Genomic DNA, 23,980 nt, shown 5'->3' with positions numbered 1-23,980 from the left:
GTGCGACGGCCGGGGCCATCTATGCCCTGGTCGGGAACATGATGTGCGTCAAACCATCTCGACCAGCAGGTCGCCGGGGGCGACCTGGGTGACCGAGTCGATCGCCAGCCGCGAGACCTTCCCACCGACGGGCGCGGTGACGGTGGCCTCCATCTTCATCGCCTCGATGGTGCCGATGGCGGCGCCGGCTGCGACCTGGTCGCCGACCCCGACGGTCAGGGACACGACCCCGGCGAACGGCGCACCGATGTGGAACGGATTGCCGCGGTCGGCCTTCTCGGCCGCGGCGACCTCGGCGTCGACGGACCGGTCGCGTACCTGCACCGGCCGGAGTTGCCCGTTGAGGATGCACATGACGGTCCGCATACCGTTCTCGTCGGGCTCGCTGATCGCCTCGAGCCCGATCAGCAACTCGACACCGGGTTCGAGTTCGACGCGGTGTTCCTCGCCGTAGCGCAAGCCGTAGAAGAACTGGTTCGCCGACAGCCGCGAGGTGTCGCCGTAGGTCTCCTGGTGATCGTCGAACTCACGTGTGGGTCCGGCGAACAGCAGTCGGTTGAGGGTGTGCTGCCGCTTCTCACCGGGCGTGTCCAGTGCCGTCGAATCCTCCTGTGCGAGTTCCTCGGTTGCCGGGGCGTCCGCGCGTCCTTCGAGCGCGATCGTGCGTAACGGTTCCGGCCACCCGCCCGCCGGATCGCCCAATTCGCCCCGGAGGAATCCGATCACCGAATCCGGGATGTCGTAGGCGCGCGGGTCGGCGGCGAACTCCTTGGCCGTGACGCCCCGGCCCACCAGCGCCAACGCCAGATCCCCGACGACCTTGGACGACGGCGTCACCTTGATGAGCCTGCCCAGCATGCGGTCGGCGGCGGCATAGGCCTGTTCGACCGCCTCGAACCGGTTCCCGAGTCCGAGCGCGATCGCCTGCTGACGGAGATTCGACAACTGTCCGCCAGGGATCTCGTGGGTGTACACGCGCCCGGTCGGCGCCGGGAGACCCGACTCGAACGGGGCGTAGACCTTGCGGAGCGCCTCCCAGTACGGTTCGAGATCGCAGACCGCCTGCAAGTCGAGGCCCGTGTCGCGGTCGGAGTGCGCGGCTGCGGCCACGATCGCCGACAACGCCGGCTGGCTGGTGGTGCCGGCCAGTGCGGCACTGGCACCATCGACCGCGGACGCCCCGGCCTGCCACGCCGCGAGATAGGTGGCGAGCTGGCCGCCCGGGGTGTCGTGGGTGTGGACGTGAATCGGTAGGTCGAATTCACGGCGCAGCGCCGACACCAGCGTGGTGGCGGCTGGAGCACGCAGCAAACCGGCCATGTCCTTGATCGCCAGGACATGCGCACCTGCGTCGACGATCCGTTCGGCCAGACGAAGGTAATAGTCCAGCGTGTACAGGTCCTCCGCCGGGTTCGCGAGGTCGCCGGTGTAGGACATGGCCACCTCGGCGACCGCGGTCCCGGTTTCGCGGACCGCGTCGATCGCCGGGCGCATCGCCTCGATGTTGTTGAGCGCGTCGAAGATCCGGAAGATGTCGATGCCGGTGGCGGTCGCCTCGGCGACGAACGCCGTGGTCACCTTCGCCGGGTACGGGGTGTAGCCCACGGTGTTCACACCGCGCAGGAGCATCTGCAGGCAGATGTTGGGCACCGCCTCGCGCAGCTGCGCCAGCCGGTCCCACGGGTCTTCCTTGAGAAAACGCAACGCGACGTCGTAGGTGGCCCCACCCCAGCACTCCAGCGACAGCAACTGCGGGGTCATCGCCGCCACGTACGGGGCGACCATCAGCAGACCGTCGGTGCGCACCCGGGTCGCCAGCAGTGACTGATGGGCGTCACGGAAGGTGGTGTCGGTGACACCCAGCCGCGTGGAATCGCGGAGTTCCGCGGCGAACCCGTCAGGACCCAGACCCAGCAACCGCTGCCGAGACCCGTCCGGCGGCGACGCCAACGTCGCCCCGTCGAGAGCGGGCAGCTTGTCGCGTGGGTACACCGTCGTCGGACGCTCCCCGTGCGGTTTGTTCACCGTGACATCGGCCAGGTAGGACAGGATCTTCGTGCCGCGATCCGCCGACGATCTCGAGGTCAGGAGCCAGGGCCGATCCTCGATGAACGAGGTCGTCACCCGCCCCTCGCGGAAGTCGGCGTCGTCGAGCACGGCCTGCAGGAACGGGATGTTCGTGGCCACCCCGCGGATGCGGAACTCGGCCACCGCACGCCGAGCACGCCGCACCGCGGTCGCGAAATCGCGTCCGCGACATGTCAGTTTGACGAGCATCGAGTCGAAGTGCCCACTGACCTCGGCGCCCAGCACTGCGCCACCGTCCAGGCGAACCCCGGCACCGCCGGGGCTGCGGTAGGCGGTGATCCGCCCGACGTCGGGCCGGAAGTCGGCAGCCGGGTCCTCGGTGGTGATGCGGCACTGCATCGCCGCTCCGCGAATCCGTAGTGTGTCCTGACTCAGACCCAGGTCGTCCAACGATTCGCCCGAGGCGATACGCAGCTGCGCGGCAACCAGATCCACGTCGGTGATCTCCTCGGTCACCGTGTGTTCGACCTGGATCCGCGGATTCATCTCGATGAACACGTGCTTGCCGTGTTCATCGAGCAGGAACTCCACGGTCCCGGCGCAGGTGTATCCGATGTGACGGGCGAAGGCGACTGCGTCCGAACAGATCTGATCGCGCAACTCGGGCGCGAGGTTCGGCGCCGGCGCCAGTTCGATCACCTTCTGATGGCGTCGCTGCACCGAACAGTCGCGCTCGAACAGATGGACCACGTTGCCCTGGCTGTCGGCGAGGATCTGCACCTCGATGTGGCGCGGGTTGACGACACCCTGCTCCAGGAACACCGTCGGATCGCCGAATGCGGCGTCGGCCTCGCGAGAGGCCGCGGCAATGGCGCCGGCCAGATCCGCGATCTTCGCCACCCGGCGCATACCGCGACCACCACCGCCGGCCACGGCCTTGACGAACACGGGAAAGGCCATGTCCCCGGCAGCCCGGACCAACTCGTCCACGTCGGCCGAGGGCTCCGACGACGCCAGGACCGGCAGCCCGGCCGCTTTCGCCGCCGCGACGGCGGTCGCCTTGTTCCCCGTCAGCTCCAGCACGTCGGCCGACGGACCGACGAAGGTGATCCCCGCATCAGCGCACGCCCGGGCCAGGCCCTCGTTCTCCGACAAGAACCCGTATCCGGGGTAGATCGCATCAGCGCCACAGCGTTCCGCGGCCGCGATGACCTCGTCGACGGACAGATACGCGCGGACCGGATGTCCCGGGTTCCCGATCTGATAGGACTCGTCTGCTTTGGCCCGGTGCGCGGAGTTGCGGTCTTCGTACGGGAAGACCGCAACGGTTCGGGCACCGAGCTCGAACGCTGCACGGAACGCGCGCACAGCGATCTCGCCACGGTTGGCGACCAGGACTTTCTCGAACACGTGTCTCGCTCTCGTCGGGCTGAGGTGTGGGGACTACGCCGAGGTCAGCGAGCGCTGGGGCTGACCCGAATACTGGCTGAGCGGGCGGATCAGGGCATTGGAGGCGACCTGCTCCATGATGTGCGCGGTCCAACCGGTGATCCGGCTCATCACGAAGATGGGCGTGAACGACGCGATGTCGAAGCCCATCAGGTAATAGGCAGGGCCCGTAGGGAAATCGAGGTTGGGCTTGATGCCGGTGCGTGCATCCATGACCGCTTCGAGTTCGGTGTAGATCTCGCACCATCTGGTCTCACCGAGGTGATTCGCGACGTCGAGCAGCGCCTTCTTCATGGTGGGTACGCGCGAGTCGCCGTTCTTGTAGACGCGATGGCCGAATCCCATGATCTTCTCGTCGGCGTCGAGTCTCGCGTTCAGCCATTGCGCGGCGCGGTCGGGCCGGTCGATGTCGATCATGTCGTACATGACGGCCTCGTTGGCGCCGCCGTGCAGCGAACCTTTCAGCGCGCCGATCGCTGCGGTGACCGCACTGTAGATGTCGGACTGGGTGCTGGTGACCACTCGCGCCGCGAAAGTCGATGCGTTGAAACTGTGTTCGGCGTACAGCACCATCGACTTCTCGAAGGCCCGGACGATCACGGGGTCGGGGACCTCGCCGAAGCACATGTGCAGGAAGTTCTCGGCATAACCGAGACCGTGATGCGGCGCGATGGGATCCTGCCCGCGGCGTCGGCGCATGTCGGCGGCGACGATGGTCGGCAGAACCGCGAACATCCGCAGCGACTTGTCGTAATTGGCTTCCGGCGTGCTGAGTTCTTCGTCAGGGTCTTCGGTGCCCAGGAAGCTGATCGCGGTGCGTACCACGTCCATCGGGTGACAGTTGTCCGGAATGCGTTGCAGGACCGACTGAGTCGACCGGTCGAGTCGGCGACTCGCTCGCTCGCGTTGCGTGAAGAGCGCCAGTTGTCCGTCGGTGGGCAGCTCGCCGTGCCAGAGCAGGTAGGCGACCTGTTCGAACGAGCAGTGTTCGGCAAGGTCTTGCACGGCGTAGCCGCGATAGGTCAGCGAGTTGGTCTCGGGGACGACCTTCGAGATGGCCGTGGTGTCGACGACGACACCGGCGAGTCCTTTGTAGATGGTGGGGGTCTCGACTGGAGTCGCGGCGCCCGCTCCGGTGGTGGTCATTGCGATGCTCCCTCGATGGTGAAGTCGAACAGGTCGCTGTCGAACTCGTTGTAGTCCGCGTAGCGCAGCAGTTCGTAGAGCCGGCTACGGTGTTGCATGTCGTCGAGCAACCCGGATTGCGTTCCCTGCGAGGAGATCTCCCGCAGTCCTCGGTCGACCGCACCCATCGCGAGACGCAACGTGGTCACCGGGTAGATGACGGCGTTGTAGCCGACACTCGTCAATTGCTCCGCCGTCAGCAGATCGGACTTGCCGAATTCGGTCATGTTGGCCAGCAGCGGCACATCGACGGCGTTCCGGAACCGCTCGAACTCGCCGAGGTCACGCAGGGCCTCGGTGAAGATGAGGTCGGCGCCGGCGTCGACATAGGCCTTCGCCCGGTCGATGGCGGCGTCGAGCCCCTCGATGGCGCGGGCATCGGTGCGCGCACAGATGACGAAGTCGCTGTCGCGCCGGGCCGCGACTGCCGCGCCCAGCCGCTTGACCATGTCGCCGACCGACACGACGTCCTTGCCGTCGAGGTGGCCGCAGCGTTTGGGGTTGACCTGGTCTTCGAGGTGGCAGCCCGAGAGTCCGGCGTCCTCCAGCGCTGCGACGGTGCGGGCGGCGCTCATCGGTTCGCCGAAGCCGGTGTCGGCGTCCACGAGGGTGGGCAGTTCGGTTGCGCGGGCGATGGATCCGCCCCGATCGGCGACTTCGCTGAGAGTGGTGAGCCCGATGTCGGGAAGTCCCAGGTCGGCCGAGAGCACCGCACCGGACACGTAGACACCCTCGAAACCGATGTCTGCGATCAGTTTCGCCACGAGCGGTGAGAATGCCCCCGGCCAACGCTGGAGGGTCCCGGAGTCGAGACCCGCCCGCAGGGCCTGCCGCTTCGCCGATGCGGTGGTGCTCGACGAGAACAGGCCCGAGACCGTGGACGTGGATGCGGTCGATGTCATGAGAAGATGCCCTTCCCGGTCTGCGGCGCCTTGTCCAGGACCGCGGGGACGACGAGTGTGTTCAACACGGAGAGGCCTCCGGCGGTGATCGTCTCGAGCTTCTCGACGTCGCCGAGGAACCGCTCCTGCTCGGCGGTGTCGACGACACCCTCGGCCATCGCCCGGAACTTGCCGATGTACTGGTCGCGAGCGAACGGACGCGCGCCGAGCGGGTGGGCGTCGGCGACGGCGAGTTCGTCGGTGATGACCTCACCGTTGCGCAGGGTGATGACCGCCTTCGCACCGAAGGCCTTCTCGTTCGGGTCACTCGAGTGATAGCGCCGGGTCCATTCGGGGTCCTCGACGGTGGAGATCTTCTTCCACAGCTCGATGGTGTCGGGCCGGTTGGCACGCTCTGGGGCATACGACTTCTCGTGATCCCACGTGCCGTCCTGCAGTGCGACGGCGAAGATGTACATCACCGAGTGATCGAGCGTCTCGCGACTGGCGGTCGGATCGAACTTCTGCGGGTCGCCGGATCCGGTTCCGATGACGACGTGAGTGTGATGGCTGGTGTGCAACACGATCGACTCGATGTCGCCGAAGTCGCGGATCTTCTCCCGCATGCGACGTGCGAGGTCGATCGGCGCCTGACTCTGGTACTCGGCCGAATGCTCCTTGGTGTACGTGTCGAGGATCGCCCGCTTGGGCTCCCCCGGCCCGGGCAGCGGGATCGTGTACTCGGCATCGGGCCCGCTCAACAACCAGGCGATGACGCCGTCTTCGCCTTCCCAGATCGGGGCGGGGGCGCCCTCACCGCGCATCGCCCGGTCGACGGCCTCGACCGCGATCTTGCCCGCGTGTGCCGGCGCGTAGGCCTTCCAGCTCGAGATCAGGCCCTTGCGCGACTGGCGGGTCGCCGTGGTCAGGTGCAGCGCCTGCCCGATCGCCTGGTAGATGGTCTCGGCGTCGAGGTCCAGCATGGTTCCCAGGCCCGCGGCCACCGACGGCCCCAGGTGGGCGACGTGATCGATCTTGTGCTCGTGCAGACACATTCCACGTACCAGGTCGACCTGGACTTCGTAGGCGGTGGCGAGACCACGGATCAGGTCGTGACCGCTGGCACCGACATGCTGACCGACCGCGACCAGCGCCGGGATGTTGTCGCCGGGATGGGAGTACTCCGCGGCGAGGAAGGTGTCGTGGAAGTCGAGCTCGCGCACCGCGACTCCGTTGGCCCACGCGGCCCACTCCGGCGAGAAGCTGCCCTCGATTCCGAACACCGTCGCACCCGGCGCGCTGGGATGAGCCTGCGCCTGCCGACGGGCGGAGGTGACCGACCGGCGGATGACCGAGGCGGCACTCACCGCGGCGTTGTCGATGATGCGGTTGATGATCATGTCGCGGGTGTCCGCAGGCACCTCGACCGGGTCGACCGCGACATCGGCGATCTTCTGCGCCAGATGCTCGGACTGCGGGAAATCCTCCGAACTGCGATGGGTACGAACGTGATGATTGATCATGTCCGCACCGTACGCATCGCGAGGCAACCGCGAAAAGACCTGGCAAATGCGTATTTCTGCGGACGCGCACGAGCGAACTTGCGGATGTTGCGGACGAAGCACGCGTTATGCTGTCGTCGTGGCGAGAACAGTGGGCGGATCCTCTGGGCGGCGAACGTTCGTGGGGGCGCGTCTTCGTCGCCTGCGCGACGAGCGCGGGCTGTCCCAGGCCGCACTGGCCCGGCGGATAGACCTGTCGACCAGCTACGTCAACCAACTCGAGAACGACCAGCGACCCATCACGGTGCCGGTGTTGCTGACATTGTCACGCGAATTCGACCTCGACGCCGACTATTTCGCACCGGACGGTGATGCCCGACTCGTCGCCGATCTCGCCGACGTCCTGGCCGCTCAGCCCGACGCCCCCGACGTCAGCCGCGCCGAAATAGCCGAACTCGTCGCCCGGATGCCGGCCGTCGGGGCGACACTGGTGAACCTGCATCGCCGCCTGGCCGCCGCCGACAACGAAATGGACAACTACCGGGCGCAGGTATCCGGCGACCCGGCCCGGCCGCCGTCGACCCCGATGCCCTTCGAGGAGGTCCGCGACTTCTTCTATGACCGGCGCAATCACATCGACGTTCTCGACCTGGCGGCCGAACGGATATTCACCGAGCACGGCCTGTCGATCGGTGGTCTCGACCTCCAGCTGGCCGAGGTGCTCGCCACCGACCACGGCATCCGCGTTGCCATCACGCATGACCCCGACCCTGCCGCACGGGCTCGCACACCCAAACGACGATTCGACCCGTCCGATCGCACGGTGCATCTGGCGGGACGGTTGACCGCGGGACAACGCGCCTTCCAGCTGGCTACGCAGTTGGCCATGATCACCCAGTCCCACGTGATCGATGAAATCCTCGCCGACGCGGAGGATCTCAGCGACGAAGCCATCCCTGTTGCCCGAATCGGACTGGCCAACTATTTCGCCGGCGCGATGCTGCTGCCCTACGAGGTCTTTCGCCGGGCAGCCGACGCAGCACACTACGACATCGAGTTGCTCAGCCTCAGCTTCGAAGTCGGCTTCGAGACCATCTGCCATCGTCTGTCGACCCTGCAGCGTCCGGGTAGTCGCGGGATACCGTTCATCTTCGTGCGCGTCGACCGCGCCGGAAACATATCGAAACGTCAGTCCGCGACCGCATTCCACTTCTCGCGGGTCGGCGGGAGCTGCCCGCTCTGGGTGGTACACGACGCATTCGCCACACCGGGACGGGTCGTCACCCAGGTCTCGGCCATGCCCGACGGGCGCTCGTACTTCTGGCTCGCTCGCACCACCACCGAGCCCGGCGGATACCTGAGCCCCTACAAGAGTTTCGCCATCGGACTCGGATGCGACGTCGCACATGCCGAGCACCTGGTCTACTCCACCGGGGTGGACCTCGCCGATCCCCGGACCGTCGTACCGATCGGCGCCGGGTGCAAGGTGTGCGACCGCCCCGCGTGCCCGCAACGCGCCTTCCCCCAACTGGGTCGCCCCATCCACGTCGACCCCGAGGTCAGTGACTCCGTGCCCTACCGGCCGTGGCCGGCACCCGGTCGGCCGGATCTCCGTGCACAGCGGTGAGCCTGTCAAACCGGACAGGGGCAGTGCCGCGTAAGGTGACGATGGCCGCTCTGCGGCGCCGATCGGTCGAGAGAATCCGGTGCAAGTCCGGAACTGACGCGCAACGGTGAGCATCCCGCCCGACGGGCGACTGGATGCGAGTCCGATCGCTCCTCCGGTCGGCTCAGGTTGAACCTGGGCTCCGCGAGCGGGCCCATCACCAGAAAGCTCCCGACCCATGCGCATGTCAGCGACCCGGTTCGCAGTACCCTTCGCCGCGGCGACCTTGATCCTTGCGGGTTGCGCCGACTCGGACGGAGACACCGACGACGCAGCCACAGGCGGCGGCACCGTCACCATCGAGAACTGCGGCCGCACGGTCAGTGTCGAGTCCACGCCGCAGCGGGTGGTCTCGCTCAACCAGGCCTCCACCGAGATCCTGCTCTCGCTGGGGCTCGGCGACCGGATGGTCGGCACGGCGACGTGGACCGATCCGGTCCGCGAGAACCTCGCCGAGGCGAACAGCTCGATCCCCCGGCTTGCCGACAACAAACCGTCGCTGGAGACCGTGCTCGAGGCGAACCCGGATTTCGTGACGGCTTCGTTCGGGTCATCCATCGGCGACGGCGGAGCCGACGGTCGCGACCAGTACGAGAAGCTGGGCGTGCCCACCTACCTCTCGCCCACTGACAACGGCTGCAACGGCGAGGTGTCCTCGGCGTCCAACGCCGACGGCGCCCGCACCACTCCCTACACGATGGACAGCGTGTACCAGGAGGTCCGAGAGCTCGCGGCGATCTTCGGCGTCGAGGAACGCGGCGAGGAGTTCATCGGCGAGCTCGAGGGCCGCGTCCGCGCGGCCTCGGACCCCGTCGACGCGACCGGGGTCACGCTGGCGTACTGGTTCGCCGATACCCGAACTCCGTACATGGCCGGATGCTGCGGCTCTTCGGGAGCCATCACCGCGGCGGTCGGCGCCACCAACGTCTTCGCCGACACCACCGACGAGTGGCCGCAGGTGCCGTGGGAGACAGTCGCCGACCGCGATCCCACCGCACTGGTGCTGGCGGACCTGAGCCGACGAAGCATCGACGGCGATGCGCTCGACAGCAAGATCGCGTTCCTCGAGAAGAACCCGGTCACCGCCCAGATGCAGGCAGTCCGCGAGCGCCGCTACATCATCGTCAACGGCGCGGACCTGAACCCGACGATCCGCACCGTCGATGGCATCGAGAAAGTCGCAGCTGCACTGCAGGACTGGAACCTTGCGACTCCGCGATCGTGACATCCGACGTCGTGGGCCCAGAGACCACGGGCGAGTCCTCTGTCGAACCGGCGCACCTGCGACGGTCCGACTCTGCCGCAGTGTTCATCGGTGTGCTCGTGAGCGGGATCGCCCTGCTCATCGTCTCGATCGCGGTGACGGTGACCTTCGGCCCGGCGGATCTGTCGGTTCGAGACGTCTACGCCGTCATCGGTGAGCACTGGCGAATCGGCACATCCGGTGTGACCGCGTTGCAGGACGGAATCGTCTGGGAACTCCGACTTCCCCGCACCTTGCTCGCAGCGGTCTGTGGCGCAGGACTCGCGCTGTGCGGCGCCATCATGCAGTCGCTACTTCGCAATCCGTTGGCCGATCCGTTTGTTCTGGGGATCTCCTCTGGTGCCTCGACCGGCGCCGTGCTGGTGGCGATCCTCGGCATCGGAGGTGGGTTCATCTCACTGTCCACCGGCGCATTCGCCGGCGCTGTGGTCGCATTCGCCACCGTCATCGCGCTGGCAGCGGGTGCGGGAGGTGGCACCGCGAAAGTCATCCTGGCCGGTGTCGCAGGCACCCAGCTGTTCTCCGCGTTGACCTCGTTCATCGTCATGTCCTCGGCGAACGCCGAACAGACACGCGGTGTGTTGTTCTGGTTGTTGGGCTCGCTCAGTGGCGCGGACTGGACCGACGTCGTGGTCTGCGGCGTGACCACCTGCGTCGGAATGGCCGTGTGCCTCATGGTGTCCTCATCACTGGACGCGTTCACCTTCGGTAACACGGCGGCGGCTGCCCTGGGGGTGTCCGTTCGGAAGGTCCGACTCCTGCTCTTCACCGTGACCGCGCTGATCACCGCGTCCCTGGTCAGTGCGGCGGGCGCGATCGGGTTCGTCGGCCTGGTGCTGCCGCACGCGGCCCGATTCCTTGTCGGCCCGCGCCACGGGCGCCTGCTACCCGCAACCGCGGTGATCGGCGCGGTGTTCATGGTGTGGGTCGATGCGGCCGCACGAACCCTCTTCGCACCACAGGAGATTCCGGTCGGCGTCGTCACAGCGTTGATCGGGGTTCCCGCCTTCGCGATCATCCTGTTCCGGATGCGGGGCACTCCGTGAGGCAGCTCGTGGCACGGACGGTGCGCTGATGCCGCTGCAGGTCAACAACATCGGATGGAGCCGCGGCGGCCACCTGGTCCTCGACGAGGTCACCTTCGAGCCCACCTCCGGGGAGACCATCGGTCTCCTCGGACCGAACGGCTCCGGGAAGTCGTCTCTGCTCGGGATACTCGCCGGCGTCCACACACCGGACACGGGCCGCGTCCTGTTGAACGGCACCGACATCCGAACCCTACGGAGACGTCAGATCGCCCGAAGGGTCGCCACCGTCGAACAACACGCGGACACCGACATCGACATCACCGTCGGCGACATCGTCCGGCTCGGGCGCATCCCGCACGGCGGCACCTTCGGAGGCGACCGAGTCGCCGATGCCGCCGCCATCGACGAGGCGCTCGCGCACACCGGGATGCTCCGGCACCGCCACCGCCGATGGCACACGCTTTCCGGCGGCGAACGCCAACGCGTCCAGATCGCACGAGCCCTCGCCCAGCAGCCCGACGAACTGCTCCTCGACGAGCCGACCAACCACCTGGACATCTCACACCAACTCGACATCCTCGCGCTGGTGTCGAAGCTCCCGGTCACCAGCTACATCGCATTGCACGACCTCAACCTCGCAGCGGTGTTCTGCGACCGCGTCGTCGTCCTCGATCGCGGCTCGATCGTCGCCATGGGAACCCCGACCGAAGTCATCACCGAACAGTTGGTCGAGAGTGTGTACTCGGTTCGCGCCCACATCACGGTCGACAAGGGGGTCCCGCACGTCAACTGGGCCAGACACGTACTGGGCCCATGAGAATCGCGCGTGTCGAGTCCGCGACGCGCGACACCGGTCCGCGTACGGCCGCCGAACCACCCCGAGCTGGCAGACTGTCGCCCATGCTTGCCTTCCTCGTCCGCACCGTGCTCACCGCGGTGGCGCTGTGGGTCGCGACGCTGATCGTTCCCGGCATCGACTTCGTGGGTGGTTCGACGACCGCCGAGAAGGTCGGTATCGCGCTGGTCGTCGCCGTGATCTTCGGTGTCCTGAACGCGATCATCAAACCCATCGTGCAGATCATCGCGATACCCTTCTACATCCTCACGCTCGGGCTGATCCACATCGTCATCAACGCCGCGATGCTCGAACTCACCGCGTGGATCACCCGCAACACCACGCACTGGGGGCTCGAGGTCGACGACTTCTTCTGGTCGGCGATCTTCGGCGCGATCGTCGTATCGGTCGTCGGCTGGCTGCTCGCCCTGCTGATGCGGGATCCGGCCGACCGATGAACGCTCCCTCGCGCCCCGCGTTCCGGACCGTGACGGTCCTCGTGGCCCTGGCCGGCGTCGTCCTGCTGGCGGCGGGATGTGGCAGCGACACCGGCGGGCAGCCACGGTCGGTGACCGTCGTCGGTTCGGGTCAGGTCAGCGGCGCGCCGGACACGCTGCGGGCCGACATCGGCGTCGAGGCGAGCGCGTCCGACGTGACCACCGCGCTGAACGAGACGAGTGCCAAGGTCACCGCCGTCACCGACGCGGTGGTCGCGGCAGGAGTCGAGCGCAAGGACGTCGCCACGCAGCAGGTGTCGGTGAACCCGCAGTACTCGAGTCCCGCACCCGGCGGCTCGAGCCAGATCAGCGGGTACACGGCAACCAACACGATCCGCGTGACCATCCGCGACATCTCGACGGCGTCGACCGTGCTGAGCGCCGCCGCGACGGCCGGCGGCGACAACACCCGGATCAACAACGTCGCCTTCGCCATCGACGACGACTCGGAACTCCTCGAGAAGGCACGTAAAGCCGCGTTCACCGATGCGCGTGGCCGCGCCGAGCAATACGCCGGACTCGCCGGCGACTCCCTCGGCGATGTCCTCACCATCAAGGAGAGCACCAGCGGCCAGGAGCAGCCCGTCTCGCCGGGCACGTTCGAGCGCGACGTCGCGGCCGCACCCGTGCCCGTCGAACCGGGCGAGCAGGAACTCACCTTCACCGTCACGGTCACCTTCGCGCTCGACTGAAACCTCCCCCTATCCGTGCAACCGCACCTGACATCGGAGGTCCTGTGCGAGCCGTTCTCCAGCGAGTCAGCAGAGCCAGCGTGAGCGTCGACGACGAAGTCGTCGGTGAACTCGACATCGTGCCCGGCACCGCGGGCCTCGTCGCACTCGTCGGGGTCACGCACGACGACACGGCCGACCACGCGGTCCGCCTCGCCGACAAGATCTGGCGCCTGCGGATCTTCGACGGCGGCGACGGACCCGAACGAGCCGCCGCCGACCTCGACGCCCCGATCCTCGTCATCAGCCAGTTCACGCTCTACGCCGCCACCGCCAAGGGCCGGCGGCCGTCGTGGAACGCGGCCGCACCCGGACCGGTCGCCGAACCCCTGGTCGAGGCGGTCGTCGAGGCGCTCCGCTCACTCGGCGCCACCGTCGCCACCGGCCGCTTCGGCGCGCATATGGAGGTCGCTCTCGTCAACGACGGTCCGGTCACCCTCGTGCTCGACGTCTGAGACCGTCGGGACGATCCGTCGCACGACTATCGTCGGGGTCGTGGGACGAATCACCGCGCGCCGCCGCGTCACCCGCATCCGTCGCGGTGCGGAGCCGACGCAGCGCGCCGACACGCTGGCCGTCGAGGAACCGCTCGAGATCCGGGTCGGCGGACGCACACTCACGGTCACCATGCGCACCCCGGGCGACGACTTCGAACTCGTCGCCGGCTACCTCGTCTCCGAGGGCGTCGTGACCACCGGCGCCGACTACTCGACGGCCCGCTACTGCGCCGGCACCGACGCCCAGGGCGCGAACACGTACAACGTCGTCGACGCCACCCTCGCCACGCACGTGCCGCCGCCCGGGCCCGAGCTGGTCCGCGCCAACGCTGTCACGAGCGCGTGCGGGATCTGCGGCAAGGACAGCATCGCCGCGGTGACCACCGCATCCGTTCACGATCCCGAGGCCGACACGATGACCGTCGCCGCCGCAACGGTCCTCGACCTGCCCGACCGGTTGCGCGCCGAGCAGAGCGTCTTCGACAAGACCGGTGGTCTCCACGCCGCCGCGCTCTTCACCGGCGACGGACGGCTCCTCGCCGTGCGCGAGGACGTCGGCCGGCACAACGCCGTGGACAAGGTCATCGGCTGGGGTGTCCTCGCCGACCGGTTGCCGCTGTCGAACACGATCCTGCAGGTCTCCGGCCGCGCGAGTTTCGAACTCGTCCAGAAGGCCGCGATGGCGGGAATCCCGATGCTCTGCGCGGTGTCGGCACCGTCGTCACTGGCGGCCGACGCGGCCGACGACCTCGGCATCACACTCGTCGGCTTCTCCCGCGGCGAGTCGATGGTGGTCTACTCGCGGCCCGACCGGATCTCCCACCAGACGGGCGCCACGGTCAGCGAGATCGCCTCGGTCCCGCACTGAGGTCGTGACGCCGCGGGTCATCGAGCGCGACACCGCTGACCGGGTCGAACCAGTACGTCTCGTCGACCTCCGGGGTCAGCCCGATCACATCACCGGCCTCGATGGTCCGGCGATGGTCGACCCGCACCACGATGCGGCTGCCGCGCAGTCGCAGGTCCGCGCTGCAGTAGACGAACTGCTCGGCCCCCAGCTCTTCGACGAGATCGACCGTCGCCGAGAGGGTCCCGGCTTGCGGCGCCGCCGACACCTGCCACGACTCGGCGCGGAGACCGACGACGACGTCGGCGGACGGCAGCGCCGAGCGCACCGAGGACGGAACCCGGACCTCGGCCCCGCCCAGCCGCACGACACCCGCGTCGACCCGGCCGTCGATCAGGCACATCTGCGGCGAGCCCATGAACGACGCCACGAACAGGTTCGCCGGTCGCGAGTAGATCTCCCGCGGGGTGCCGACCTGTTGCAGCACACCGGAGTCGAGTACCGCCACCCGGTGACCCATGGTCATCGCCTCGACCTGGTCGTGTGTCACGTAGAGCGTCGTGATGGCGAGCTCGCGCTGCATCGCCGCGATCTGGGCGCGCGTGCTCACCCGCAGTTTGGCGTCGAGATTCGACAGCGGCTCATCCATGCAGAAGACCTTGGGACGCCGCACGATCGCCCGCCCCATCGCCACCCGCTGCCGTTGCCCGCCGGACAGTTTCGCCGGCTTGCGGCCGAGAAGCGGGGTGAGCTCGAGCATCTCGGCCACCTCGCGGACCCGGGCCGCGGTGTCGGACTTGCTCATCCCGGCGTTGCGGAGCGCGAAGCCCATGTTGTCGGCGACCGTCATGTTCGGGTACAGGGCGTAGTTCTGGAAGACCATCGCCACGTCCCTGGCCTTCGGCGCCATCCCGACGACGTCGACGTCGTCGATCAGGATCGCACCGGATTCGACCGACTCCAGACCCGCGACCATACGCAGGCTCGTGGACTTGCCGCATCCCGACGGTCCCACGAGCACCATGAACTCGCCGTCGTCGACGGCCAGATCGAGGGAATCGACCGCGGGCTGTTGCCCGTCGGCGAACCGCCGTGTCGCGCTGTCGTAGGTCACCGAGGCCACGGCCGGCCTCCCCGCCCGCATCGTGTGACGGTCCCGGTGATGTCGTCGCTCATGCCGGGAGCTTCGGCTTGATCTGCGCCTCGTAGATCTGCGCGATCTGCCGCTGGGTGTCGGCGAGCGTCGAGGCGACGTCGGCGTTCTGCAGTCCGATCCGTTCATAACCGGTGCCGATGATCTTGTCTCCGCCGGGGACGAAGACCCGCGCGTAGTTCTGCGGCTGCGTCCGCGGCAGCTGTTCGATGGCGGTGGCGAAGTTCGGGTTCTTCTCCAGGAACGCGACCATCGACGGATCGTCCTGGGCCGACTTCCGCACCGGCATGTAACCGACGTTCTGCGCGAAGTAGGCGGTGTTCTCGGTGTTGGTGATGAACTCGATGAACTTCAGTGCGTTCACCTTCCGTTCGTCGGACAGCTTGGCCGGGACCGCAAGCCCGGCGCCGCCGGTCGGGCACCCGGAGACCCCCTGCGGGGCAGGCAGGAACGCCGTGCCGAACTCGAAACCCGCGTTGTCGGTGATCCCGGACAGGTCGCCGGTCGACGCGATGGTCGATGCGATGATCCCGGCGCTGAAGTCGCCGGCGATGTCGTTGGAGATCTTCGCGTACCGCTTGCTGTTGATCGAATCGCTCAGATACTGGGCGGCGGCAACGGTTCTCGGCTCGGTGAACTCCAGTGTCCAATCGTCGGAGTACGCGCCGCCGAAGGTCCAGGTCGGCCCCTGGAAGGTCCAGGCGAGGTAGTCGGTGGCGTTGCCCCAACCGTGTGCGCGCTTGTCACCGCCGACGACGGTCTGGATTCGGGGACCCCAGTCGTCGAACTCGTCCCAGGTCGCCGGCCCGCGGTCGGGCAGTCCGGCACGGCGCCACACGTCCTTGTTGTAGTAGAACAGCGGCGTCGACCGCGCATACGGCAACGCCCAGGTCTGCCCGTTCCACTTGTAGTCGCCCACCAGCGAATCGACGTAGTCGGCGGTGTTCACGTTCGCACGACCGAACAGGTCGTCGAGAGGTGCGATCGCGCCGATCAGTGCGAAGTTGAACCACCAGACGTCGGACAGGATCATGATGTCGGGCACCGCGCCGCCGGACAGCGCGGCGTTGAACTTCTGCGCCGCCTCCTCGTAGTTCTTGCCGGCGTCGACGAGTTGCACGGAGAGACCGGGGTTCGCCGCTTCGAATCGCGAGATCAGCTCCCGCTCGACCTCGACGGATTTACCCGGGTGGTTCGACCAGAACGTCAGCTTCGAGGCGTCGCCCGAGGCCGAACCGCCGTCCCCTGAGCTGCCGGCGCAGGCGGCCACCAGCGCACTCGCCGCGGCCGTCGCGGACGCGGCCAGAAATCCGCGCCGGGACATGTTGATCATGTGTCGTCTCCTGTCGGTGAGTCTCGTTCTGGGAGTCTGGTTCTGGAAATCCCGTTCCGGGAAGGTCGGTCCGGATCGCCGGCCGAGGTCTCGGTCCCGGCGGTCGGCGCGTCATCCCTTGACCGCCCCGGAGGTGAGGCCTTTGATCATGTGTCGTTGCAGGGCCAGGAAGAGGATGAGCATCGGCAGCATCGCGAGCACGGTCGCCGCCATCACCGGGCCCCAGTTGGTGAGACCGTCACTGTTCTGCAGGAGGGTCAACCCCACGGGCAGCGTGGCGACCGTGGAGTCGTCCGCCATCAGGAACGGCCAGAGGTACTCGTTCCACTCGTTGACCAGGGTGATGGTCGCGAACGCGACCATCGTGGGAATCGACAGCGGGAGCACCACCCGGGTGAGGAGCCGGAAGTGACCGGCCCCGTCCATCCGTGCGGCCTCGATGATCTCGGGCGGGATCGACAGAAAGTGGTTGCGCATCAGGAACGTTCCGAACGCGACCCCGGCCAGCGGCAGGATGATGCCGATGAAGGTGTTCCGTAACCCGAGTTGCGCCACGAGAGCGTAGTTGGTGATCACGGTGATCTGGTTCGGCACCATGAGTGCGGCGATGATGACGACGAACACGATGTTCTTTCCCGGAAAACGAAGGAACACCAGTCCGTAGGCGCTCAGCACGCCCAGTACGAATTTGGCCACGCCGAGGATCCCGGTCACGATGACGGAGTTGCGCAGATACGTCCAGAACGGGACCGATGTGGTCGCCTCGACGTAGTTCTCGGGACGCCAGGTCGACGGCCACCACACGGCGGGCTGCACGTAGATCTCCGAGCGGTCCTTGAGCGAGGCCAGCAGAATCCATACCAGTGGCAGGGCGATCACGATCAGGACCAGCGCCATCGCCGCGTATCCGCAGGCGTCGGCCAGCCGTCGTCGTGTCGCCGGTGACATGGTCGAGCGATCGCCGCGCACCGGGTTCGGGCCTGTGGCCCCACCCCTGGATGTGAGCATGTTCGCCGTCGCCACAGAGGTTGTCGCCGTCGGCTTCGTCGCTACGGGTCTCACCGTGCACCCCGATCCATCATGCGCACCTGTATCACGGTGATGGCCAGCAGGACGACGAACATCACGGTCGCGACCGTCGCGCCGTAACCGGCACGGAAATTGACGAAGCTCTCCTCGTAGACCTGATAGACCATCGTGGTGGTGCCGTTGCCCAGCGGACCGCCCCGGGTCATCACGTTGATGATGTCGAAGACCTGTAGGGAGTTGAGCAGAACGGTGATCGACAGGAAGAAGGTCGTGGGTCGCAACTGCGGGAGAAGCACCTTGCGGAAGTAGGTCCACCACCGCGCACCGTCGATCGCGGCCGCCTCGTCGAGATCCATCCGTTTACCCTGTAGGGCAGCCAGATAGATGACGAAGGTGTAACCGAGATTCTTCCAGATGTAGGTCACCGTGATCATGAAGAGCGCCCACGACGGTTGCTGGTAGAAGTCGGGGGCCGACCCCATCCCCAGCCGTTGCATCAAGTCGTTGATCAGGCCAAAGCTGGGATCGAAGACGAACTGGAAGGCGATGCCCACCGCCGCTCCCGACAACACGAACGGGGCGAACGTCATCGATCGAACCAGGTTGCGGCCGCGGAGCTTACGGTCGAGCAGCAGTGCGAGAGCGAGGCCCGCGACCATGCTCCCGACGACCGCCGCGACCGTGAAGATCACCGTGTTCGCGACGATCACCCGGGAATCGGCACGAGTGAACCATTCGAGGTAGTTGTCGATCCCGACGAACGTCGCCCTCGGTTCGGCGATGTTCCAGTCGTAGAACGACATCCGGACGTTCTCGATGAGTGGACGATAGGTGAAGACGCCGAGCAGGATCAGGTTCGGCACGACGAGCAGCAGGAACAGCCCATAGCTCCGCCAGGGACGCCGCCCCGTTGCGGGCAGCACATGTTCGTCGACCGATGGCACTGGCGCAGTCTGTCCGCGGCAGACGACGGGATGGTGAACTCAGGCAACGAATCCGGTGAACGGTGACTTCACAGCCGGGAGTGAAAGCGAGCGGGCCGCGACGAACCGGTCAGCCGTCCCCTCGTGACGCCGCCAGCCGGACCAGTTGACCCGTGGTGGCGTCGGGCAGGTATGCCCTCGACACGGCCACCCCGATACGCGGGAGATCGGATTCGTCGCGGAAGGCGAGATAGACCGGCTCGTAACGGGGATTGAACTTCTTCTTGAAGGTGTGCAGCGACCGGAACCCGTAGTACGGCTCGAGTGCGGCCCCCAGGGTGTCGAGCAGTTTGTCGAGCGGCTCGGCGTCGAACTCGCCGGTCCTGGCCAGTGGCGCGCCGGACAGCGAGATGAACTGCGCGCCCTCGTCTTTGAAAGCGACCGCGGACGACGCGATGAGATACTCGACAACCGGCCCGAATCCGTCGGTCCGGCGCCTCATGATGTCGAGTGTCCACCCCGCGATGTCGCCTCCGGGCGCGAACACCGGCAACCACGAGAGTACGCCGTGTACGTTGCCCGACGAATCCACCGCGAGCGCGACGCGTACCGCGGGGTCCATCGCCTCCTCGACACTGCCCAGGGTGAAGCCCATCTCGGGCAGTCCCTTGTCCCCCACCCATTCCTCCGAGATCGCGCGTACCTGGGTCCTGACCGCGAACGACTCGTCGGCCAGCGAGACCATCCGCATCGAGATGTCTTGTTTGGTGGCCTTGTTCATCGCCGACCGCACGTGCTGCCACGGCTTGCCCTTGAACTCCAGTCCGGGCAGATCGACGATCGTGTCCTCGGCGATCTGCACACTGAGCCATCCGCGCCGCGTCACGATCTCCGAGGTCGCCGGGCCGATGGAGAACCAGCAGGGTGTGGCGCCGGAGCTCTCCGCGAGTTCGACGAAGGCATCGACGGCGTCGGGTAGCCGGTCGGGCGCACACACCGGGTCGGCGAGCGCCACCATCGTGCCGACATGCTGGCGATAGGTGACCACGGACTGGTCGTGGAGGTCATCGGCATCCCCGGTGAACTGGTAGCTGTTGCCCGGCCACGTCGTCATCCACGACATCGTGCCGCCGCCGTGCACGCGGAGCAGTTGCCCGACGCGACCGACCGGATCGTCCACCTCGCCCGAGGTACCGACCTGCCGGACGCGCCACGGCACTGCGAAGGCGAAACGGCCCGGTATGAGAATGGCCAGGACCATGACCCACAGGAGTGTGGTTCCGAGTGTCACCGCACCTTCCGATGACACGTCGGTGAACACGACGAGGACCACTGCCAGTACGGTCGCGACGACGTTGAGCGCACCGAGCACGACGGCCACCCACCACGCCCACCGTTTACCCCGCCGCAGCTGGTCAGCGATGAGCACGTTGATCACGAGGCCGATCAGCATCGTGAACAGTGAGTCGTCCCCGGAGTCGGTCGGACCAAGCGGTCCGCTGCCCGGGAACAGGAACACCAAGAGGTTCGCACCCGCGATGATGAGGAGCGCGGCACACCCCAGCATCCGAACCTCGCGGCGCGTACGCGGAACCCAGCCGCGCTCGTTGGTGGCGAAGAACTTCTCGCCGACGATCAGCATGATGACCGCCGCGAGGACGTACTCGACCGAGGCCAGGGTTCCCTCGAACAGGAACGCGACCGAGACGATCGCCGCCAGCAGGACCCGGACGCGAAGCCGCCATGGAGAACGAACGGTGGCCGAGGCCACCGCGACCGCCGACACCACCAGCGCTCCAACGCCGGCGGCCCGCGAGTCCGCCAGCTGTTCGGCCCAGCGCCACGACGTGACCCCCGAGGACAGCAACCACACCAGCAACACCGACAGCAGGGATGCGATCAGGTGGCCACCCACACCGACCAGGACGGCTTTCACGGTGCCCAATTGCCACTCGGCCCAACCCATTCCGATGATGATCGCCACCAGCGCCAGCAGATACAGCCAGGGTCCGGGTTCGACGAACGCGGAACTGACCGGCGTCCACCACCGCCCCTCCCGAAGAGACGGGAGCCCGAACGCCACCTCGCGGTACCACGACTTGTCCGACGCCCGACCCCACAGCGATCCGGTTGTCGCGCCGACGATCAACAGGGCAGCCGCGAGCGCGACGGTGAACGGAAGCCGTCGCACGACGGTGAGCCAGGACACGTCAGAGTGCATGGTCAACGGTACGACGGCCCGGCAGCCCCCACATGGTCATCGGGGTGATCGGTCACGCTTGCGAGGTCGGAAACCAGCGCTCGTCGTCGCGACGCCACAGCACGGGTACATCGTCGATGCGGAGGGCACCGGGGTCGAGCCACCACGTCGCGTCCGGACCCCAGCCGGCCAGCACGGTTGCACCGTCCCGTGTCTCGAGCGGGATGGCGATCCCGGCGCTCCCGAGGTAACCGGTGACGCTCACGTGCACGGCGTCGTAGTCGTCGGCGACCGCTTCCCAGTCGGGCATGAACCACCGCTGGTGACTCCCGGTGGTGTTGTACCAGTCCCACCGCTTCGAGGCGGTCACCTCGAGTGGGTATCTATCGACGAGCCGGGCCCAGTCATCGGGCGCACTGATCTCGTACACGCGCACGCGTTCGGCGACCGACAGTGCCCAGACCCGGGCCTCGTCGCCGATCAAGGTGTCTTCCTCGGCGATGAGCTGGAGCGCGCCGAGACCCTCCCGAGCACGCGTCGTCTGCGCCACCCCAACTGCGTACGGCGTCGACCACCACTCGCCGCTGATCGCGCGATGAGGATCGCGTCGGTACTGGCGCTGCGCGCGCGCCTCCCCGGCTTCGAGATGGGCACGCCACTCGCCCCATCCCACCCCCTGGCTGCGATAGGGCGCGGTGGACTCCGGGAATGTCTCGTTCCCGAACGGGTAGGCAATCATGCGCTGGTGCTCGGGGTCGATCGGGTCGTCCCACCACGAGCAGGCCGGATTCCGCAGCACCGCCTCCGCGATCGGAGCGAGCATTTCGACGACTTCCGGTGCGGCGTAGAGGATGTCATCGACATCGGGAGGCTGCCAGTACCGCGCAAAGTCCACCGCGTAGCCGAGCGAGTCCAGGATGTCCACCTCGGACATCAGGTCGAGACGTTCCAGGTCAACGCTTTTGACCGCTGCCCGTACCTCCGGCAGCGAATTGGGGGAACGATGCCGGTTCACGCGTTCGTCCGTCGTGCACCGAAAGGCCACGCTTGCACAGAAGAAGCGGCCCCGCGGTGACGCCAGCATCTCTCGCGCCAAGTCCACCCGACCACGGTAACGAAGCCGAGGCAATGCGCCGAGTCATTTATGGGCTGGGAGGCCAACCGGTGCTCAACCGAGAAGGGTCACCCGTCAGCCACATATCACCGACCACCGACACAATGAGTCGTCCATAGACTCGCCCAGAAGCGTTGCGCTACAGAATGATCGCGAGTACTGTAGAACACACATTCGACGTAATGCCAACCCGGGGGGGTGCACCAGTGATCGAGTCCATTGTCGGTCCTGACCTACCTCCCGCCCGTGCGGTCGAGTTGGTGGCCGACCTTCACCGCCTCCTTGACGAACTGCAGACCGTGGACCTGTCGCCGTGCACCGATGCCGAACTCACCGAGGTCGCAGCCGCCACCGAACGCGCCATCACACGACTGACCGTTGCCGGCGACCGGCAGATCGACCACGCCGAGGCCCGCGACCTGCCCCGCACAACCGGCTGCCGAACCCTCACGCAATTCATGACCCACCGCCTACGGATCTCCAACCCGGTGCGTCGCCGCAAGCAGATGGACGCCACCGCCACCCGCACCAGCCTCGGCGGCGAAAAGCTCCCACCCGAACACCCCTGCCTCGCAGAGGCTTTCGCCCAAGGCACAGTGGGCACCGCCCACGTCCAGGCCGCCCTCGATGTCCTCGACCGCATCCCGGGCACCGTCGACCACGACGTGAAAGTCGCCGCCGAACGTCAGATGACCGAGATCGCCGAAGCCCACACCCCCGCCGACATCACCCAACTCGGTGCGCGGCTCCTCGCCCACCTCGATCCGGACGGCACCCTCACCGACGACACCGAACGAAAGCGCCGCCGCAACCTGTGGGTCAACCGGCAACGCGCCGACGGCACCGCGAAGATGACCGGCACCCTCACCCCCGAACTCGCTGCCCGGGTGACCATGCTGTTGGCGGTGTGGGCCACACCCGGCATGAACAACCCCAACGATCCTGATTCGCCGACCGGGTCGGTCGAGGACGCCGACCCCGAACAACTCGCCGCCGCAGCCGACCGGGACGACCGCACACCGGCCCAGATCAACCACGACGCACTCAACGCCCTACTCAAAGCAGTCCTCGACGACGGGTTGCTCGGGAAATCCCATCGCGGCCTGCCCGTCCAGTTGATCATCAAAGCCGACCTCGCCGACCTCATCCGCGAAGCCGGACTCGCCACCACCGCCACCGGCACCCTGCTACCCATCCCCGACCTGATCGCGCTCGCCGCCGACGTCCAACCGTGGCTGGCGATCTTCAAAGATCACACCGCCGTGCCCCTGCACTTCGGACGCGGCAAGCGTCTCGCCACCCGCGAACAACGCCTCGTCTCCTTCGCCCGCCCCGACGGCGAAGTGTGCTCCGCTCCCGGGTGCGATCAACCCGCCACCCACGTCGAACTCCACCACGCCCACAAGGACTGGGCCAAAGGTGGACTCACCGACATCGACGACCTCGCCCCCGCCTGCCCACGACACAACCGGATGGTCGGCCCGAAACTGGGCCAGTACACCACCCGCATCGCACGGTCCGGCACCGACGAAGGCCGCTGCGTCTGGCGACTCAACGCCGAACCCGGCGCACCACCCAACCCCGAACACCTCAACCGCCGACCCGACATACCCACGCGGCTGACGGCCCACCTCGAACAGGTGCGGCGAGAGATCCACGGACGCAACATGTCCGGCGCAGAAGCACGCCCCGACCCACTCCTCGTGTGGCCGATCATCGACTACCGGCCCATCGTCATCCGACCACTCAAGCCAGGCCAGGTGTACACCCCCGTCGAAGCGTGTCTCGCCGAACTCCTCGCGCAAAACTGACCACGCC

General features: G+C 67.1%; 19 protein-coding genes. 9 read left to right on the top strand and 10 right to left on the bottom strand.

The genetic code is table 11. The features are described from left to right. Window positions 1-48: 48 nt before the first annotated feature. The 4 genes from CA982_RS06105 to prpD are packed head-to-tail and all read right to left on the bottom strand — an operon-like array spanning window position 49 to window position 7,066. Window positions 49-3,438, bottom strand: coding sequence for a pyruvate carboxylase (locus tag CA982_RS06105; RefSeq protein WP_086534442.1), 3,390 nt, complete (start codon window positions 3,436-3,438; stop codon window positions 49-51). A gap of 33 nt (window positions 3,439-3,471) precedes the next feature. Beyond that, window positions 3,472-4,623: a bifunctional 2-methylcitrate synthase/citrate synthase gene (locus tag CA982_RS06100; protein ID WP_086534441.1), complete on the bottom strand. Its 1,152-nt coding sequence runs from the start codon at window positions 4,621-4,623 to the stop codon at window positions 3,472-3,474. Then, complete coding sequence (gene prpB / locus CA982_RS06095) at window positions 4,620-5,564, bottom strand: methylisocitrate lyase (RefSeq protein ID WP_086534440.1); 945 nt, start codon at window positions 5,562-5,564, stop codon at window positions 4,620-4,622. The genes CA982_RS06100 and prpB overlap by 4 nt, the downstream gene beginning before the upstream one ends. Continuing rightward, window positions 5,561-7,066, bottom strand: a complete 1,506-nt coding sequence (gene prpD, locus CA982_RS06090; RefSeq protein WP_086534439.1) for a 2-methylcitrate dehydratase PrpD — start codon at window positions 7,064-7,066, stop codon at window positions 5,561-5,563. The genes prpB and prpD overlap by 4 nt, the downstream gene beginning before the upstream one ends. A 118-nt stretch (window positions 7,067-7,184) precedes the next feature. Between prpD and CA982_RS06085 the strand changes: the two genes are divergently transcribed. The 8 genes from CA982_RS06085 (at window position 7,185) to fdhD (ending at window position 14,431) form a co-directional block, all read left to right on the top strand. After that, the gene (locus CA982_RS06085; RefSeq protein WP_244176147.1) at window positions 7,185-8,672 is read left to right on the top strand and encodes a short-chain fatty acyl-CoA regulator family protein; all 1,488 of its coding nucleotides are present in this window, start codon (window positions 7,185-7,187) and stop codon (window positions 8,670-8,672) included. A 217-nt stretch (window positions 8,673-8,889) separates the two neighbouring features. After that, window positions 8,890-9,936 carry an ABC transporter substrate-binding protein gene (locus CA982_RS06080; RefSeq protein ID WP_086534437.1) on the top strand — a complete coding sequence of 349 codons (1,047 nt, stop codon included), beginning with the start codon at window positions 8,890-8,892 and terminating at the stop codon, window positions 9,934-9,936. Window positions 9,937-10,016: 80 nt separating this feature from the next. Next, window positions 10,017-11,021 carry a FecCD family ABC transporter permease gene (locus tag CA982_RS06075; RefSeq protein WP_425269037.1) on the top strand — a complete coding sequence of 335 codons (1,005 nt, stop codon included), beginning with the start codon at window positions 10,017-10,019 and terminating at the stop codon, window positions 11,019-11,021. A gap of 28 nt (window positions 11,022-11,049) precedes the next feature. Beyond that, window positions 11,050-11,820, top strand: a complete 771-nt coding sequence (locus CA982_RS06070; RefSeq protein WP_086534436.1) for an ABC transporter ATP-binding protein — start codon at window positions 11,050-11,052, stop codon at window positions 11,818-11,820. A gap of 83 nt (window positions 11,821-11,903) precedes the next feature. Further along, window positions 11,904-12,296 (top strand): phage holin family protein, encoded by a 393-nt coding sequence (locus CA982_RS06065; RefSeq protein ID WP_086534509.1) that lies wholly within the window; start codon window positions 11,904-11,906, stop codon window positions 12,294-12,296. After that, a complete protein-coding gene (locus CA982_RS06060; protein WP_086534435.1) occupies window positions 12,293-13,027 on the top strand; it encodes an SIMPL domain-containing protein in 735 nt (244 codons plus the stop codon). Before CA982_RS06065 ends, CA982_RS06060 begins: the two co-directional genes overlap by 4 nt. Window positions 13,028-13,071: 44 nt before the next feature. After that, complete coding sequence (gene dtd / locus CA982_RS06055; RefSeq protein ID WP_086534434.1) at window positions 13,072-13,521, top strand: D-aminoacyl-tRNA deacylase; 450 nt, start codon at window positions 13,072-13,074, stop codon at window positions 13,519-13,521. Window positions 13,522-13,561: 40 nt separating this feature from the next. Beyond that, on the top strand, window positions 13,562-14,431 hold the full coding sequence (fdhD, locus tag CA982_RS06050) for a formate dehydrogenase accessory sulfurtransferase FdhD (protein ID WP_086534433.1): 870 nt from the start codon (window positions 13,562-13,564) through the stop codon (window positions 14,429-14,431). Here the strand turns inward: fdhD and CA982_RS06045 are convergent. From CA982_RS06045 to CA982_RS06020, 6 genes are all read right to left on the bottom strand, one after another. Further along, window positions 14,403-15,533: an ABC transporter ATP-binding protein gene (locus CA982_RS06045; RefSeq protein WP_086534432.1), complete on the bottom strand. Its 1,131-nt coding sequence runs from the start codon at window positions 15,531-15,533 to the stop codon at window positions 14,403-14,405. The genes fdhD and CA982_RS06045 overlap by 29 nt on opposite strands. A 49-nt stretch (window positions 15,534-15,582) precedes the next feature. Next, a complete protein-coding gene (locus tag CA982_RS06040; protein WP_086534431.1) occupies window positions 15,583-16,896 on the bottom strand; it encodes an ABC transporter substrate-binding protein in 1,314 nt (437 codons plus the stop codon). A gap of 111 nt (window positions 16,897-17,007) precedes the next feature. Next, a complete protein-coding gene (locus CA982_RS06035) occupies window positions 17,008-17,844 on the bottom strand; it encodes a carbohydrate ABC transporter permease (protein ID WP_086534508.1) in 837 nt (278 codons plus the stop codon). 110 nt (window positions 17,845-17,954) lie between these two features. Continuing rightward, the gene (locus CA982_RS06030; protein ID WP_208617892.1) at window positions 17,955-18,869 is read right to left on the bottom strand and encodes a carbohydrate ABC transporter permease; all 915 of its coding nucleotides are present in this window, start codon (window positions 18,867-18,869) and stop codon (window positions 17,955-17,957) included. A 109-nt stretch (window positions 18,870-18,978) separates the two neighbouring features. Further along, window positions 18,979-21,069 (bottom strand): bifunctional lysylphosphatidylglycerol flippase/synthetase MprF, encoded by a 2,091-nt coding sequence (locus CA982_RS06025; protein WP_086534430.1) that lies wholly within the window; start codon window positions 21,067-21,069, stop codon window positions 18,979-18,981. A 52-nt stretch (window positions 21,070-21,121) separates the two neighbouring features. Beyond that, a complete protein-coding gene (locus CA982_RS06020) occupies window positions 21,122-22,063 on the bottom strand; it encodes a hypothetical protein (RefSeq protein WP_244176146.1) in 942 nt (313 codons plus the stop codon). A 305-nt stretch (window positions 22,064-22,368) separates the two neighbouring features. On the opposite strand from CA982_RS06020, the gene CA982_RS06015 reads away from it, so the two are divergent. Continuing rightward, a complete protein-coding gene (locus tag CA982_RS06015) occupies window positions 22,369-23,973 on the top strand; it encodes an HNH endonuclease signature motif containing protein (RefSeq protein WP_244176145.1) in 1,605 nt (534 codons plus the stop codon). Window positions 23,974-23,980 lie beyond the last annotated feature (7 nt).

It is taken from the genome of Gordonia lacunae, from assembly GCF_002149015.1.
Lineage (GTDB): Bacteria > Actinomycetota > Actinomycetes > Mycobacteriales > Mycobacteriaceae > Gordonia > Gordonia lacunae.
This window is presented reverse-complemented; position numbering and strand designations above follow the sequence as displayed.

What these genes read in the sequence shown, in the direction of transcription:
- CA982_RS06040 (WP_086534431.1), bottom strand. Translation starts at nt 16,896, where the DNA reads ATGATCAACATGTCCCGGCGCGGATTTCTGGCCGCGTCCGCGACGGCC.
- CA982_RS06080 (WP_086534437.1), top strand. Translation starts at nt 8,890, where the DNA reads ATGCGCATGTCAGCGACCCGGTTCGCAGTACCCTTCGCCGCGGCGACC.
- CA982_RS06060 (WP_086534435.1), top strand. Translation starts at nt 12,293, where the DNA reads ATGAACGCTCCCTCGCGCCCCGCGTTCCGGACCGTGACGGTCCTCGTG.
- prpD (WP_086534439.1), bottom strand. Translation starts at nt 7,066, where the DNA reads ATGATCAATCATCACGTTCGTACCCATCGCAGTTCGGAGGATTTCCCG.
- prpB (WP_086534440.1), bottom strand. Translation starts at nt 5,564, where the DNA reads ATGACATCGACCGCATCCACGTCCACGGTCTCGGGCCTGTTCTCGTCG.
- CA982_RS06025 (WP_086534430.1), bottom strand. Translation starts at nt 21,069, where the DNA reads ATGCACTCTGACGTGTCCTGGCTCACCGTCGTGCGACGGCTTCCGTTC.
- CA982_RS06100 (WP_086534441.1), bottom strand. Translation starts at nt 4,623, where the DNA reads ATGACCACCACCGGAGCGGGCGCCGCGACTCCAGTCGAGACCCCCACC.
- CA982_RS06070 (WP_086534436.1), top strand. Translation starts at nt 11,050, where the DNA reads ATGCCGCTGCAGGTCAACAACATCGGATGGAGCCGCGGCGGCCACCTG.
- CA982_RS06035 (WP_086534508.1), bottom strand. Translation starts at nt 17,844, where the DNA reads ATGTCACCGGCGACACGACGACGGCTGGCCGACGCCTGCGGATACGCG.
- CA982_RS06065 (WP_086534509.1), top strand. Translation starts at nt 11,904, where the DNA reads ATGCTTGCCTTCCTCGTCCGCACCGTGCTCACCGCGGTGGCGCTGTGG.